We start from the raw sequence: 17,115 nt of genomic DNA, 5'->3' as shown, positions 1-17,115 counted from the left end.
AAAATTTTAAAACTTCAGATTATGAAACAATTTATTATCTCACTGGCCTTTCTACTATTATTTTCAGGTATAGGATTGGCAACAGAACAACGAATTATTTCCGGAACAGTTAGCGACGAAACCGGATCACCGCTTCCGGGAGTTACCGTAATGGTAGAAAACACATCGCGTGGAACAATTACCGATCTGAGTGGCTATTACAGCATCGGAGTTAATCCTCAGGATAAAAGACTGGTGTTTTCCTTTATTGGAATGGAAACCGAGAAAGTACAAATCGGCAAACAGGATACAGTAAATGTAAAGATGACTAACAACCAGATTGCTTGTGAAGAAGTAGTGGTAATTGGTTACGGTACGCAAAAAAAGAGATTTCTTTCCGGTTCAATTTCGAAGGCAAAGGCTGCCCGTACTTCTTACATGGTGGTAAATGATAATTTTGACTGGAATACTGAAAATTATTCCGCCATTCATGAAAACGGATTCAAAAACGTGAGTGTCAATCCGCTGTCGACTTTTTCAATTGATGTTGATAATGCTTCGTATTCCAATGTTCGCCGCTATTTAAATGCAGGAGAGCTGCCACCAACTGATGCTGTTCGTATTGAAGAGATGATCAATTATTTTTCGTACGAGTATCCGGAACCACTAAACGAACATCCGTTTAGTGTAACAACTGAAATTGCAGCTTGCCCGTGGAACAACGAAAATTACCTGATGCATATTGGTTTAAAAGGAAAAAGTTTCGACAAAACTGAATTGCCGGCATCCAACCTGGTATTTTTGCTTGATGTTTCAGGTTCAATGAATTCGCCGGATAAGTTACCCTTATTAAAACGTGCTTTTAAAATGTTGGTGAACGAACTTCGCCCCAACGACCGGGTGGCGATTGTGGTGTACGCCGGTGCTGCCGGAAAAGTGCTGGGGTCTACGCCCGGCAATAAAAAGACAAAAATTTTGGATGCCCTCGAAAAATTGAATGCAGGTGGTTCAACAGCCGGTGGGGCTGGTATAAAACTGGCCTATAAAATTGCAGAGGAGAATTTTATTGAAGGTGGAAACAATCGTATTATTCTGGCTACCGACGGCGATTTTAACGTGGGCGTATCAAGCACTTCCGAGATGGAGCGCTTGGTGGAACAGAAGCGCAATAATGGGGTGTTTATCTCTGTTTTGGGTTTTGGTACAGGCAATATTAAAGACGATAAAATGGAAACCATTGCCGATAAAGGAAACGGAAACTACTCCTATATCGACAATATTCAGGAGGCACGAAAAGTTTTTGTCAGCGAATTTGGTGGTACCTTATTTACCATTGCCAAAGACGTGAAATTTCAACTCGAGTTTAATCCCAAACAAGTGAAGGCTTATCGTTTGGTGGGCTACGAAAATCGTTTGCTTAACGATGAAGATTTTAACGATGATAAAAAAGATGCCGGCGAAATCGGCGCAGGGCATACCGTTACTGCGCTGTACGAAATTATTCCGGCCGGAGCAGGTGGTGATGTACCTTCTGTTGATCCGCTTAAATATCAAACGAGCAAAAATGTTACGGGGGAAAACAGTGATGAATTGCTAACGATAAAATTGCGTTACAAAAAACCGGACGAACACAAAAGCATATTGCTGGAATTACCGGTGCAGAATCGTTTGAATACCGAAACTTCAGATGATTTTCGTTTTTCGGCAGCCGTTGCCTCGTTCGGTATGTTATTGCGAAAATCTGAGTTTATGGGAAATACTACCATAAATTCAGTAATCAACCTTGCAGAAAGTGCAAAAGGAGCTGATTCCGAAGGTTATCGCAGCGAGTTCGTTCGTTTGGCAAAAACTTTAGATAATCTGGAGTTTGTGGCAGAAGAGAAATAATGATAAAAGCAAATTATTTATGAAACATATCGTTCTAATACTCATTTTCTTGTTTTCTGGACTTCAAATAATATCGGCGCAAACTGCTTTGGAAGACGCTGTAAAAAGGGTAGGGATTTTACTAAATGTTCCAACTTCTTTCCAATCTTCCGAAAATTCAGAATTAATATACCCGGCAGCGGTAAACGAGGAATCACCCAATCCTGATATTGCACAACAATATGGTATAAAGCCGGCTCTTGGAAGCACTTTTTTCAATGCGTATTTTGGACTGGTTACAGCGGTACTTGAACACAGTGACAATGAATGCATTGTTTTGGCAAGTATTCCTCCAGGTAATGCCGGTGGTGGTTTTGAAGGTCTTGCAAAAGATAGTTTGCAGGAGATGGCTTTTAAGCATCTCTTTTTCGGACGGATAAAACACGATTTTAGGTATGGAAAACCTTTTAGTGGTGCTTCAGAGTTGGATGTGCTTGAATTGTATTCAATGGTAGAAATGTATCCTCCCGAAAAGGCAAGTGAGATGTTTAACGCAGAGGCAATGGCCAGCTATCCCCTGAACTTTAGAGGCAATGTTTTTAAAGATAAATTTACGAGAGGAAAAGGTTTAGCAATAGGCAAAGACGGACTTTGTATTTGCCTTTATTTTCTGATGACCGATGAGAGTGTGTTAAACTTTGAAACATACCTCGAAGAATTTGATGGGGCTTTTGTATTCGAATGATATAAATAAAATTTTGAGTTGTCATTCTAAACCTTCAAGGTCGTTTATACCTTGAAGGTTTTTAAATAGTTCAAGAACCCAAATCCCTGAATTTTCTCATTACAAGTTAAGCAGAACTTTTGCTATTTTCGGGCTTCAATTTTTAAAACCGAAAAAATGCGTCGAAGTATAGTTATTCTTTTCCTTTTTGTTCAAGCTTTTGCTTTTGCCCAAACCAAACAAATGAGTCTGGAAGATGCCGTTTACGGGCGGTATACTTATTTGTATCCCGAATCGATGACGGGATTACAATGGATGGATGATGTACATTTTTCTTTTGTTGAGAATAAATCTATCGTTGCAGAGTCGGCAAAAACAGAAGAAAAAACTACCGTTGTTACACTTGGTGAGTTAAATACTATAACCGGCGAAACATTCAAGGGGCTTCCATCACATAGCTGGACTAACGAAGGAAAACTTTTGGTTTCGGATGCGAAAAAATATTGGTTGGTCGACATTCATAAAAAGCAAGTCATATTTCAGATTGAACTTCCGGATGGAGCAGAGAATGCGAATTTCTCGGAAGTAGGCCGGTTTGTGGCGTTCACACAGGAAGATGATTTATTTGTTGCATTTGCTGATGGAACAACAAAACAAATGACCAATGATGGTGGTAACGGAATTGTAAACGGACAAACCGTTCACCGGAATGAATTTGGAATTTCAGGTGGTATTTTAAATTCGCCCGAAGGAAATTTTGTGGCTTTCTACCGTAAAGATGAAAGTATGGTAAAAGATTATCCGCTGGTGGATTTTATGGCCCGCGAAGCCGAATACACGCCGGTAAAATACCCGATGGCAGGAATGGCAAGTCATCACGTAACTCTGGGCGTTTACAATATCGAAACAGGGAAAACTACTTTCCTGAAAACCGGGGAGCCATTGGATCATTTTCTTACCAATGTGGCCTGGTCGCCCGGTGAGAAAACCATTTACATGGCAGAGCTGAACCGCGAACAAAATCATATGCAGCTGAATTGTTACGATGTGGCAACCGGAGATAAAGTAAAAACGCTTTTTGAAGAAACTTCTCAAACTTACGTGGAGCCGCTTTATCCTATTCAGTTCTCGAAAGTAAATGCAAATGAATTTTATTACCTGAGCCGCCGGGATGGATGGTTTCATGTGTACAGATACAATACCGATGGCGAGCTGGTTCAGCAGATTACAAAAGGGGAGTGGGAAGTAACAAAAATGCTTGGATTCGATGCCAGCGAAAAATCGTTGTTTATTGAAGCTACCATTGACGATCCGCTGCAAAACAATATTTATAAAGTGGATGTAAAATCGGGAAAGACTGTACGACTTTCAACTGAAACAGGTGTTCATGGTGGAACTTTAAGTCCTGATGCGACTTATCTTTTAGATGGTTGGTCGGCTAACGAAGTCCCGGGAAAAGTTGATTTGATCTCTGCAAGCGGAAAAGACAAACGAACCATTTTCGAGTCGGAAGATCCGCTAAAAGATTATCAGTTGGGCGAGAACAAGCTGATAAGCTTAAAAACCAAAGACGGAAAATATGATTTGCATGGACGATTGATTTTGCCGGTTGATTTCGATCCTGCTAAAAAATACCCGGTTGTAGTATACGTTTATGGCGGCCCGCACTCGCAACTGGTAACCAAAAACTGGCACAACCAGGCACGTTGGTGGCAATATTATATGGCGTCGCAAGGCTACATTGCTTTTACACTCGATAACCGCGGAACCTCAAATCGTGGTCGTGCTTTTGAAACCGCTATTCACCGGAATTTAGGTGTTCTTGAAACCGAAGACCAAATACAGGGAGTTGAATACCTGCTTTCGTTGCCTTATGTTGATGCCGACCGGATTGGCGTTCACGGATGGAGCTACGGTGGTTTTATGACGCTGAATTTAAAACTGAAACATCCTGAGATTTTTAAAGTGGCAGTTGCCGGTGGTCCTGTCGTTGACTGGCGCATGTACGAAATTATGTACGGCGAGCGCTATATGGATATGCCGCAGGAAAACCCGGAAGGCTACAAAAATTCGAACATGACCAATTATGTGGAGAACCTCGATGGCAAACTGATGTTAATTCATGGCGTGCAGGACGAAACCGTGGTAATGCAACACAGTATGAAATTCCTGCGCGAATGTGTGAAGCAGAACAAGCAGGTTGACTTTTTTGCATATCCGATTCATCCGCATAACGTGCGTGGAAAAGACCGTGTTCACCTGATGGAAAAGGTAAGTCAGTATTTCTTCGAGAACCTTTAGTTCGTTTAGGGGGTCATCCGTTTCTTTAGATTTAAATTTACGACTAATTGTGTCGGTAGTTCGAAAAAGTGAACAATCTGACGCAAAAAGCAATAACTTTGTCTTTCGCTAAACGATAGAAACTAATCAATAGAAACTAAACATTATGAACGGACAAATTAAAGAGATAGCCATGAGGCTAAGAGGTTTACGCGATATGCTCAATCTTTCTGTTGACGAAATAGCAACAAGTTGCCGGGTGTCCGCTGAAGAATACGAAGGATACGAAAGCGGAAAAACGGATATTCCAATTGGTGTTCTCGAAAACATATCAAAAAAATATAATATTGGGTTAACGGCATTGCTATTTGGTGACGAGCCCCATATGAAATCGTTTTATCTCACCCGGGCAGGGCAGGGAACTGCCATGGAACGTACCCGGGCGTATAAATACCGGGCGCTGGCATCAGGGTTTACCGGACGGAAAGCGGATCCGTTTATTGTAACCATTGAGCCGGATGCTGAAGAAAAACCAATTCATCTGAATAGTCATAGCGGACAGGAATTGAACTATGTTTTGGAAGGCAAATTATTGTTGAGTGTTGATGGACATGAAATGATACTCAACCAGGGAGACAGCCTTTACTTTGATGCCACACTTCCGCACGGAATGAAAGCATTGGAGGGGAAAACAGTAAAGTTTCTGGCCGTAATTCTATAATAAAAACTTGACGCTACATGATTGAAAAATACTTAAAACAGACTGCTTTTACCGATTTTGAGGATTTTAAAGCCAATTACGAGTTAAACGTTCCGGAGGATTTCAACTTTGCCTACGACGTTGTAGACGGTTGGGCCGCGAAAGAACCCAACAAAAGGGCCTTGCTCTGGACAAACGATAAAGGCGAAAGCCGTTCATTCACTTTTGGCGAACTAAAGGAAATTACCGACCGCACTGCCGGTTATTTATCGTCGCTGGGAATTGGAAAAGGTGATATGGTGATGGCAATTTTGAAGCGACGTGCCGAATTTTGGTACACCATTATTGCCTTGCATAAAATCGGCGCCGTTATTATTCCGGCTACACACTTGTTGACTAAAAAGGACATTGTTTACCGTGACAACGCCGCTACAATAAAAGCCATTATTTGCGATGGTGATGAGCTGATCACTTCGCATGTAAATGAGGCATTGCCCGAGTCGCCATCCATTGAAAAACTGGTGTCGATCGGACCGATAATTCCTGAAGGCTGGGAAGATTTTCACAAAGGAATTGAAAATGCTGAGCCCTTTCAACGTCCAGTGGAGCCGACAAAAAATGACGATCCGATTATCGTAAGTTTTACATCGGGAACTACCGGCGATCCGAAAATGGTGGTGCTCAACAGTACTTATCCGCTGGCACACATTGTTACGGCAAAATACTGGCAAAACCTTCACCACGACAGTTTGCATTTAACCATTGCCGACACCGGCTGGTTGAAAGCTGTTTGGGGAAAACTGTACGGCCAGTGGCTGGTTGGCGCATCAGTTTTTGTTTACGATCATGAAAAATTTACGCCTTCCGATATTCTGGAAGTGCTTTCAAAATACCAGGTAACCTCGCTTTGTGCACCGCCAACTATTTTCCGTTTTCTGATCAGGGAGGATATGAGCAAATATGATTTGTCGGCACTTGAATGGTGTACGATTGCAGGCGAAGCATTGAATCCCGAAGTTTACAATCGTTTTTACGATTTAACCGGAATTAAACTGCGCGAAGGTTACGGACAAAGTGAAACTACCTTGTCGGTGTTTACTTCGCCTTGGGTAGAACCAAAACCGGGTTCGATGGGTTTGCCAAGTCCGCATTACGATATTGATTTGCTTACTCCGGAAGGACGATCAGCCGAAGCTGGTGAACAGGGACAAATTGTAATTCGAATCGACAAAAATTATCCTGCCGGTTTGTTTGATGGTTATTACCGCAACCAAAAATTGACCGACGAAGCCATGTCGGACGGAATTTATTACACCGGCGATTTGGCCTGGAAAGATGAGGATGGTTATTTGTGGTTTGTAGGCCGCGCCGATGATGTAATTAAAAGTTCCGGTTACCGTATCGGGCCTTTCGAAGTGGAAAGTGCATTGATGACTCACCCTGCCGTTGTGGAATGTGCCATCACAGGAATTCCTGACGAAATTCGTGGACAAATTGTAAAAGCGACTGTTGTTTTGGCACCGGACTATAAACAGCGCGCCGGCGATGAGTTGGTAAAAGAGTTACAAAATCACGTAAAAGAGGTAACTGCTCCGTATAAATATCCACGACAAATCGAGTTTGTTGATGAGTTGCCAAAAACCATCAGCGGAAAAATTCGCCGCGTGGAAATTCGTGAACGCGATAATGAGGTAGAATAAATTGCTGATTATCCAATTCGTGCAGGAATGTTGAATTACTTATTTATTTAGAATTATTACTGCGAAAGAAACTGGTACGGGTTCGCTTATAGTAGCAGGGGCAATGGAATTCGTTTTACAACCCGGTACGGGTTGGATTAATTTATGTATTTCCTTCAGAATTATTGTGGGCTGTTTAATCGGAAATCATATTTTTGCGTATCATTTTTGCAAAAGTTGTATTTGAAACGATTCGAACAAAATAAGCCGGGTTCTTTAATTGGAATTTTTGTGGTTTTGCTGTTGTTGGTTCCCCTGCTAAATTGGGGGCAAGACAGTATTAACGGCGAAGATTTTCAATCCCGTTTGCTGCAAAATATTCATCAGCAGGTTTTTGAATATCCATGGAATGATGCCGCATTTTTCCCCGGGAAACTGGAGTTGGCAAACCGTCAGACGATGAAACGGGAACTGAAAGACGCGAAAGAATATGCACATAATCCGGAGGCGTTTGAGACTTATTTTTCCGTTTTAGATCATTTACCTGCTCCCGATAAGGCAATTTTTGTTAAAAGCTTCTGGTTCTATCAGCCGGAAATAAAAAGCGAGTTGATTGAAGCCGGATTAAGTGAAGATTTACAGTATTTGCCGGCGACACTTTCGTCATTTAACACTGACGCTAAAAGTCCTTTTAAACGGGCAGGAGCGTGGCAATTAACACATTTTCAGGGTGTGCTGAACGGTTTGCAAATCAACAAGCTGGTTGATGAACGTTTGAATGTTTCAAAAGCAACGCAAGCTGCTGTTAAGGAATTGAAGAAAAATGAGGCTTTATTCGATCATCCGAAAAAAGCCATGTTGGCATTTGTGTTTGGAAAGACTGAGATTAAGAATCTTTGTCGTCGTGCCGGTGGTGATGCTTGTTCTGTAAACGAATTGCTGAAAATAGCACCGAAAGAAGTGACTGATTTTATGGCGGCCTTCCAGGCAACGACAGCATTTTTGAGCCAGAACAAATTTATAACGGAACAGGAACCACAAATAACGGCAGAAGCAATGGTGCGCCTGCAAACTCATTTTAATCAGATCGGTGCTGTGCTGCCAATATCATCCGAAGAACTACACTTTTTTAATCCACAGTTTCCATATCTCATAGTACCGGGGCAGGCATCAATTACTTTACCTGAGGATCTGAAACAAGACTTTTTGTTTCTGCAGGACTCCATTTACAACGGTGTGGACTCAACACTGTTTGGGGTGTTGGCTCAAAAGATTGAATACCCGCCGGCACCCAATCGTCAGTATGTGGGCGAGAAGGTAAAGGATCTGGAAATTGAGGGGAAAACAAAAATCAAGTACACCATAAAATCGGGCGACGTGTTGGGGTTTATTGCGGAGGATTATGATGTGCGTGTAGCCGATTTAAAATACTGGAATAACATTTACGACGAACGCAAAATTCAGGCCGGTAAAACGCTTGATATTTTTGTCGACGATGAAAATGCAGAATATTATCGCGGGCTGCAGCAAGAAACAGCTAAAAAGGAGGAGCCCAAAACGGTAGTTCCGAATTTTGCTTCTGCTACATTACCGGGAATTGTAATTCCTGAGTCGTCAAGAAAAGTGGAGCACATTGTGAAAAGTGGCGAATCTCCGTATGTAATTGCACAAAAGTACGATGGTGTAACGCCCGAGAAAATTCTGGAATGGAACAGCATCAGCGATGCGCGTAAAATCCAAATAGGTCAAAAATTAATCATATACGTTCAATGAAGCCACTACAAACATTAACATTTACTTTGGGCGTAATTGCTTTGCTGGCCGGCGCTATGTGGTTAACGCCCGACGATGGTTTCGAGGTAGGTGAAATGACTTTTCATATGCCGACCTTTCCTGAAATGTTGGGTGCCGATGATGTAGAATATACCGATGTATCGGAAATACTGGCGCAGCAGTTTGAGATCGATTCGCTGGTCGATATCGAACTGGATACCATTTCCGGCGATACAGTGATTGAAGTCATTCATGGGGCAGATTATGATAAGCTGGTGCAATCGGTTCGCCGAATTGAAATGACGGACCTGGGCCGGGAGAATATGTTTCGCTTTTTTCGTCATTTAAAAAGCGATTCGCTGGTTCGGATAATGCATTACGGCGACAGCCAGATTGAAGGCGACCGCATCACTTCTTTTCTTCGAAACAAATTGCAGGTAAAATTTGGAGGAACAGGCGTTGGGTTACGTCCGGCTTTGCAACCTTACGATTATGTTTTTAGTGCCTATCAAAAGAATTCCGATAACTGGACACGTTACCCGATTTACGGCAAGGTGGACTCAACGGTAGAACACAGTCGGTACGGAATAATGGGCGCTTTTTCGCGTTATGCACCTTTAGCCAGCGACACGATTCCGTTTAAAGATTCGATAATTTACGAGGCGGAAATGAATGTCTCGAAATCTGATATCTCCTACAAACGCACCCGCGAATACGAAAACATGCGGTTGTTTTACGGGAATACAAAACGTCCGGTTGCCGTGCAGTTAATTGCGCGCGGTGATACGGTTTTAAGCGATACGCTTTTGGCGGATACAACTTATGCGGTATTCGAATGCGAATTGCCTGATTCAACAAGCAGTGTTACATTGAAATTCTCGGGCTACGATGGCCCGGATGTGTACGGAATTGAACTGGCTTCGAAAAAAGGAGTGATAATGGATAATATTGCCTTGCGGGGCAGTTCCGGTACTATTTTCACCAAGGCCGACTATCAGCACAGTTTAAAAATGTACAACGATCTGAATCCAAAATTCTTTATCCTGCAGTTTGGCGGTAATGTAATTCCATACATTAAAGATAAAAAGGCGATTGAACGTTATGGCCGTTGGTTTGGCAGCCAGATACAACGAATTAATTCTTTGTGTCCCGATGCAGCCATTCTGGTTATCGGGCCAAGCGATATGTCGACAAAGGTGAAGGATAAGTACATTACCTATAAACATTTACCCGATGTTGTTGAAACACTTAAACAGGTAGCATTGGAAAATAACTGTGCATATTGGGATATGTACGAAGCTATGGGCGGACACAACAGTATGCCGTCGTGGGTGAATGCCCAACCCGAACTGGCGCGCCCTGATTATGTGCATTTCTCTGCTCGCGGAGCACGTTTGGTGGCCAATATGTTCTACAATGCATTGATTCTGGAGTACAATAATTATTTGGAGGAGGAGATGTAATGGGGAAGAAAGTAAAAAGTATCGAGCTGCGAGCTATGAGTAACGAGTTCACTGTCATCTCGAACGTAGTGAGAGAGCTGTTTCAACGAAGCTTCAAGCTACAAGTTGCTAGTTTCAATAGCGTACTAAGTTTTGTAGATCAATCTCTATTCAATCTAATTCAATCTCCATCAATCTTCGTGCAATCTTTAAAAGCTCGCAGCTCGCGGCTGGAAGCTAGAAGCTTGTCATTCATTGTCATTGCAATTATCCTGCTCATAGGCACATCCGTTTCCGCCCAGCAAAACAGCTACTTCTACCACGTTAACCAGTACAACTTTGTTCGTTACGACCGCAATGAAATGCATTACCCCGGAAGCCGGACAAATGCAGAACGATTTTATTCAAAGCTGGAGCAACTGGTAAGCACCGGTGAAGGACGTGTAAATATTGTTCAAATTGGTGGCTCACACATTCAGGCGGGTTCGTTTTCGGGGCAAATGCGCAACCGTTTTCAGCAACTTAACGGCGAAATGAATGCCGGTTGGGGATTTATGTTTCCGTACCGCATTGCACGCACCAACTCGCCTTTTGGTTATTATATTCGTTACAACGGCTACTGGAAAACTTTCCGTAATGTTGAAGGCCGGAAAAGCGGAACGCTGGGAGTGGGAGGCATTTCTGCAACAACATCATCGCCAAAAGCCGAGCTCACTATTTTACTGGAAGACGAAAACGAACTGGATTACAGTTTTAATAAACTGAGAATTTATTACGAGAACACAGCAAAGAATTACTCCATAAATATTGATCAGGATTTGGTGAAAAATAAGGTGGAAGCCGAAGGATACACCGATTTTGAACTGAATGAGTGGGTAGATAGTTTGCAGATAACACTAGAGAAAGATTACAATTCGCAGGGTAATTTTACCTTGCTGGGAATGAGCACCGAAACGGATCCAAACGGCATAATGTATCACAGTATTGGCGTGAACGGAGCGCATGTTCCGGCATTTTTGCGTTGCCAGCTTTTTACCGAACAGCTGGCTGATCTTAGTCCTGATCTTGTGATTCTCGGACTGGGAATTAACGACGCCTATGGCCGAAAGTTTTCGCAAGCCCGTTTCGAAGATCATTACGGACAGCTTATCGACAAAATAAAAGCCGCTGCTCCAAATGCGCTGATTGTGTTTACTACTAACAACGACAGTTACCTGTACCGCCGGTATGTGAACAAAAATGGCGAAAAGGTGCAGGACAGCATGTTTAAAATGGCCAAAAAATACAATGCCGGTGTGTGGGACATGTTTTCGGTTATGGGAGGTTTGAATTCCATTGTGCTGTGGCAAAACAATGGACTGGCGCAAAGCGATAAAATCCACTTTTCCCGCGAAGGTTATTTAATGATAGCCGACCTGTTTTTTGGTGCGATGATGAAGGATTTTGAGAATTATTTGATTGATAAAAAAGAACTTACAATAAACAGTTATTTCGAGGACGGAGGAAGAGAAGGAAGCTTTAACGGGCAGATTTCTCAGTCGTTAACTCCTTCGAAATGACAGGATAACTAAGACTGCTTGGATTTACTACAACAAATAGAATTAAGAGAACTGCTACGGAATATTTTTCTGTACGACAAAACGGCACCGCTAATTTTTACACGCTTTTTCTTTTGGGCGTTTTTTGCTTTTGTGTTGGCCGGTTATTCATTGGTTTACAAAAACAAAAACCGAAGTGTTCGCGCAGGGTATTTGTTCCTGGTAAGTTTGTTTTTTTACTACAAATCCAGCGGATTCTTTTTCTTTATTTTGTTGTTCAGTACGTTAACCGACTTTTTTATTGGCAAAGGAATATACAAATCGAAGAGTGATTTGACTCGGAAACTACTGATTGTAGCAAGTGTTGTTATTAACCTCACCCTGCTGGCTTACTTTAAATATGCTTACTTTTTTATTGACAGCATTAACCTAATGCTTGGCACCGATTTGCATGTGATCAATCATCTGGCACTGTGGGCCAACGAAGCAACCGGGACACATTTCGAAGTGAACCAGATTTTGCTGCCTGTGGGTATTTCGTTCTTCACCTTTCAAACCATTAGTTACTCGGTTGATGTGTACCGCGGCGAAACCAAACCTGTAAATAATTTAATCGATTTTGGTTTTTATGTATCGTTTTTCCCGCAGTTGGTTGCTGGGCCGATTGTTCGCGCATCGGGATTTGTAAAGCAGATTTACGAAGATTACCGCCTTTCGAAAGAAGAATTTGGCTGGGCAATCTTTATCATTCTGAAAGGATTGATTAAGAAAATATTTATTGGCGATTACATTGCTGTAAACTTTGTCGACCGTGTTTTTTCCGACCCTGTTACCCATTCGGGATTCGAAAACCTGATGGCCTTATTTGGATACTCGCTGCAGGTATATGTCGATTTTTCGGGATACACCGACATCGCCATCGGGGTAGCGCTGTTAATGGGCTACCGTTTGCCGCAAAACTTTAATTCGCCCTATAAGGCTAAAAGTGTTGCCGAGTTCTGGAAACGCTGGCACATGTCGCTTTCGTCGTGGTTGAAAGATTATTTGTATATCCCCATTGGCGGAAACCGCGAAGGTTCGGTATTTAGTTATATCAGCCTTGGTATTATTCTGGCAATTGTTGTCCTTTTGGCCGGGAAGCTCATTTTAGTACCGATATTTGCTATCCTTGTGCTGCTGTTTGCGTTGCTGGCCCATTTCGTCCCGAATGTAAAACGGCATATCAATACCAACATCAACCTGATGCTTACCATGTTACTTGGAGGACTCTGGCATGGTGCATCGTGGCAGTTTATTATCTGGGGAGGACTGAACGGTGTTGGTTTGGTAATTTACAAATTCTGGCGAAAAATCAGCCCGTGGGAAAAACGCAGTAACCGTTTGGTGAATATCTGGAAGATTGCCATAACATTTACCTTTATAACCTTTACACGTGTATTTTTCCGCTCCGAATCGATGGACGTAGTAAGCGGAATGCTGCACCAAATTGGCACCGACCTTAATATTGCAATGATTCCGGAGGTACTTGTGGCCTACAAATGGGTTTTTCTGATGATGTTGTTTGGTTTTGTTACCCACTGGCTGAGTTATGATTTGAAAGACCGGGCAAAAAACTGGTTCATCGCATCACCAATGTGGGTAAAAGCTGCTATTTCTGCTGTTGTGGTTATAATCGTTTACCAATCCGTTTCGGCCGATATGCAACCGTTTATTTATTTCCAGTTTTAGAGATTACTTTTATTCAAATCGCATCGGTTCCGGCCCTGTAGGAGCGAAGGATATAAACCGTTTTTTCGATTGCTCGTCGAGAGAGAAACCAACGAAACTCATATCATCCGGATGGAAAGGATAGAAAGCCAAACGCAGCCGGAAAGTTTCAAACACAAGGTTTTCGTTGTGTAAACGAATGCCAATACCAATGCCGCTGTAATAATCCTGTTTAAAAATAAGCTCGCGGTTTGAGCCAATAACACCAAAGTCGGCAAACCCAAAAATGGCCATATTAAATTTGTAAAACTGCGCAGGCAAAAATACAACATGTTCCAGCTTTAGGTTTAAGCGCTGTTTGCCAATGGCAATGTCGCTGTCGAAACCACGAATATGGTCACGGTCTCCCAGTGTTAAATGTTCAATCTCAAAGCGTCGAATACCAAGGGTGTAATTCAGGTCGGCAAATGTTCGAACCCGTTTTTTACCTGCTTTATGCAGCTTCGAAATAAAGTTTACATCACCCTGGATCATCCCTTCCTCAAAATGACCATCTTTTAAATATCCGCTAATTCCTGCACTTGTAAACAGGTAACCACTTCGGCTCAGCAGTAAATTGCCGTTCGATGTTAAAAAATGCAGGTAGTGGCGGTCGCCAAATTCATTGGCATCGTAGCCATAAATAAATTCGTTTTTAAAACCTTCAGGAATATCCTCGGTAATTCCGTAGCTGTAAATTAACTGGTCCTGAATATAGCGGCGTTGCGAAATGGTAAGACTTGCCATGTACAGTGTGTGGTTGGAAAAGAAGTGACTGTTTTCGGGTTCAACCACCGGTTCGTCGAAATAGTTCCAGTTATTCATACCTGCCGATAAAACCAATTCGGTAATATTTTCGTGTCGTGGACTGATATTAAAACTTCGGCCGCCCCAAAGGTAATTTACCGAAAGATCCATGGGCTCCTCCACCTTTACCGGGTCGTTATTTGTAATTCGGTCGGTGCGGAGCATGCGTGCCGAATAACCACCATATCCCCACTTAATATTTTGTGTTATGAAAGGTTTGGTTACCTCCGTTACAAAGCCCTCACGCCGATAAGTATTTAAATACCCCAGGCGAACGTCGAGAAATCGCCCGCCAATGTTTTTTATATTGTAAAAGGTCTCAACTCCCAGGTATGGTTCCTTTTCAACATGTCCGACAAACTTTACCGAAACCTCGTGACCGACCCCAAAAATGTTACGGTTGTATATCTCCAAATCACCTGAGCTGGTTCCGTTTACACCTCCCGAAACCCCAAATGAAAACCGGTCTTTGGTTAAAACCAAAACATTCACCAGTCCCGGATATACGGGATCCTGCTCTACATAAAACCGTACATCTTTTATATATGGCAAATCCCTGATAATCCTTTCGTTTTCGTACATCAGCTCAGGTTTAAGCACGTCGCCAATTTTAAAGAGCAATAATTTACGAATGGTTTTCAGGTTTGATTTTGTATGAATTGTATTTGCAGCACGCTCGGCCCAGTGGTCTGCTTTTTTTGTGGTATCGGTGCAGGTTGGCCCAAAAACATCAAGCGCGTTAATTTTTATCTCGGCAATAATTTTGCCCTCATATTCTTTAAAATAGTCGAGGGCAAGTGCCTTTTTATCAACGTACGGGCGGGGAGGGGTGATTATAGCATCGTAAAGCCAGCCGGTAAGTCTGCGGCGGTTGGCCCGGTTTTCCAAACTGTCGTAAAAGTGTTCTTGTTGAAGGTGAGGAGTTTTGATCACTACTGTGGTATCAAGCTGTGGAATTTGCGCGTTAACTGGTTTGCCGGCCAACAGTGCCAACAATATAAAACCAATTAGTATCAACGCATTCAACTTCACAGTTCCCCCTTTTTTTATTTCAGCAAATGAATAAGTTTTTTTGAAAGTAAGAATTTTATTATTTAAAGTTTTTAAATCATACTGTTAATTTACGTTAAACACAGTTCGTGAAAACTGATAATCCCGACATCTTATTGTAAAAAATACTTGAATGCTTTATTTATTGACGCTTGAGTAGAAAAGATTTATATAATCACTTTCGACTTACTAAAAAAATTAACAAACATTTGCTTTTGATTTAAAAATTTCTTTAAATTGCAATCACATTAATTAACTATACTATTCCAAAATGATCCTTCTTGAAAATATAAAAGATAAGAAACTCACTGGCAATGCCTTAAAAAATTATCGCCGGAAGAAGAAGATTCTTAGTCTTTTATATCAAAACGACACACTTTCAGCAACATTTCTTTCCAAACAAATTGGTGTAAGTTTACCCACGGCCATTTCATTATTAAAAGATCTTGGAGAAAGTAAGCTGGTTGAAGTAAGAGGAAGCGGCGAGTCGAAAGGCGGACGACGCCCTACTTTATTTGGCTTGAAGCGCGACAGCATTTTTGTTATTTCGTGCGAGCTGGGGCGTTTTAACGGAAAAATTGGTGTTTATAATTCACACAACGAACTGGTTGCACCAATTACTGTTGTTGAAACATCAATTGACGATGACGACCTGGTAGATAAACTGTATGCCGAAGCCCGCCACATATTGGAAGTGAATAACATTGATTACAGCCGTGTATTTGCAGTTGGTACAGCTATGCCGGGGCTGGTTGATTCGATTAATGGAATAAACTACACGATAAAGAAAGAGGCATACCGAAATGTTGCCGATCGCTTAAGTATGAAATTCGGCAAAATGGTTTACATCAATAACGATGCCCGAATGGAAGCGTATGGCGAGTTTATTTTTGGTGCCGCAAAAGACCATAACGATGCCGTTATTATAAACTGGAACTGGGGATTGGGAATCGGGCTTATTCTTGGTGGAAAATTGTACAATGGTGCCACCGGTTTTGCCGGCGAATTGTCGCATACCAAGTTTGAAGAAGACGGCGATTTATGTATATGTGGTAAACGAGGTTGTTTAGAGACTGTGGTTTCGGCAAGTGTGCTGATTCAGCGTGCTAAAGATGCCATTTCAGCAGGAAAAATTTCGCAGCTCACCAACCGTTTTCAGTATAAAATAGAAGAACTACAACCCAAAGATGTTATCGATGCTGCAAAACTCGGCGACGAACTGGCTATAACACTTTTAAGTGAACTTGGGCAGGCTTTGGGTAAAGCACTATCAAATACCATTCAGTTATTAAATCCTGATATAATTGTTATAGGAGGAATTGTATCGCGCGCCAACCAATACATTCTTACTCCTATTCAGCAAGCAATTAATCAGCACTGTTTGGAACAAATATCAGGCAACATTGAAATTGTGATTTCCGAAAACTGGGAACAATCCGGTTTATTGGGAATGACAGCAAAACTATTTCAAAAACTATTCAGCGATATGTATAAATAATTCAAGTATTAATCTATTTCTAGTTCATTTAAA

11 protein-coding genes are annotated in these 17,115 nt (G+C 41.9%); 10 read left to right on the top strand and 1 reads right to left on the bottom strand.

The genetic code is table 11. The annotated features are described in order from the left end of the window. The first annotated feature begins 21 nt into the window (after positions 1 to 21). The 9 genes from G4420_RS21120 to G4420_RS21080 all read left to right on the top strand — a co-directional run bounded on the left by G4420_RS21120 (position 22) and on the right by G4420_RS21080 (position 13,709). On the top strand, positions 22 to 1,866 hold the full coding sequence (locus G4420_RS21120; RefSeq protein ID WP_163325937.1) for a vWA domain-containing protein: 1,845 nt from the start codon (positions 22 to 24) through the stop codon (positions 1,864 to 1,866). Positions 1,867 to 1,885: 19 nt separating this feature from the next. Next, the gene (locus G4420_RS21115) at positions 1,886 to 2,590 is read left to right on the top strand and encodes a hypothetical protein (RefSeq protein ID WP_163325936.1); all 705 of its coding nucleotides are present in this window, start codon (positions 1,886 to 1,888) and stop codon (positions 2,588 to 2,590) included. A 156-nt stretch (positions 2,591 to 2,746) separates the two neighbouring features. Beyond that, entirely contained in the window at positions 2,747 to 4,870 is a 2,124-nt protein-coding gene (locus G4420_RS21110; protein WP_163325935.1) for a S9 family peptidase, read from the top strand. Between the two features lie 145 nt (positions 4,871 to 5,015). Then, a complete protein-coding gene (locus tag G4420_RS21105; RefSeq protein WP_163325934.1) occupies positions 5,016 to 5,570 on the top strand; it encodes a helix-turn-helix domain-containing protein in 555 nt (184 codons plus the stop codon). A 17-nt stretch (positions 5,571 to 5,587) separates the two neighbouring features. After that, complete coding sequence (locus tag G4420_RS21100) at positions 5,588 to 7,249, top strand: AMP-binding protein (RefSeq protein WP_163325933.1); 1,662 nt, start codon at positions 5,588 to 5,590, stop codon at positions 7,247 to 7,249. A 222-nt stretch (positions 7,250 to 7,471) separates the two neighbouring features. Continuing rightward, positions 7,472 to 9,001 (top strand): LysM peptidoglycan-binding domain-containing protein, encoded by a 1,530-nt coding sequence (locus G4420_RS21095; RefSeq protein WP_163325932.1) that lies wholly within the window; start codon positions 7,472 to 7,474, stop codon positions 8,999 to 9,001. Next, the gene (locus tag G4420_RS21090; RefSeq protein ID WP_163325931.1) at positions 8,998 to 10,464 is read left to right on the top strand and encodes a GDSL-type esterase/lipase family protein; all 1,467 of its coding nucleotides are present in this window, start codon (positions 8,998 to 9,000) and stop codon (positions 10,462 to 10,464) included. Before G4420_RS21095 ends, G4420_RS21090 begins: the two co-directional genes overlap by 4 nt. Positions 10,465 to 10,688: 224 nt before the next feature. Then, positions 10,689 to 12,002 (top strand): GDSL-type esterase/lipase family protein, encoded by a 1,314-nt coding sequence (locus G4420_RS21085; RefSeq protein WP_163325930.1) that lies wholly within the window; start codon positions 10,689 to 10,691, stop codon positions 12,000 to 12,002. 18 nt (positions 12,003 to 12,020) lie between these two features. Continuing rightward, positions 12,021 to 13,709: an MBOAT family O-acyltransferase gene (locus tag G4420_RS21080; protein ID WP_204273774.1), complete on the top strand. Its 1,689-nt coding sequence runs from the start codon at positions 12,021 to 12,023 to the stop codon at positions 13,707 to 13,709. 9 nt (positions 13,710 to 13,718) lie between these two features. On the opposite strand, the gene G4420_RS21075 is transcribed toward G4420_RS21080, so the two are convergent. Then, complete coding sequence (locus G4420_RS21075; RefSeq protein ID WP_163325929.1) at positions 13,719 to 15,566, bottom strand: BamA/TamA family outer membrane protein; 1,848 nt, start codon at positions 15,564 to 15,566, stop codon at positions 13,719 to 13,721. 289 nt (positions 15,567 to 15,855) lie between these two features. Between G4420_RS21075 and G4420_RS21070 the strand changes: the two genes are divergently transcribed. Continuing rightward, positions 15,856 to 17,082, top strand: coding sequence for an ROK family transcriptional regulator (locus G4420_RS21070; protein WP_163325928.1), 1,227 nt, complete (start codon positions 15,856 to 15,858; stop codon positions 17,080 to 17,082). The last annotated feature ends 33 nt before the right edge of the window (positions 17,083 to 17,115 follow it).

Source organism: Draconibacterium mangrovi, assembly GCF_010586825.1.
Lineage (GTDB): Bacteria > Bacteroidota > Bacteroidia > Bacteroidales > Prolixibacteraceae > Draconibacterium > Draconibacterium mangrovi.
The sequence above is the reverse complement of the archived record's forward strand: the minus strand, read 5'-3'. Positions and strand labels throughout refer to the sequence as shown.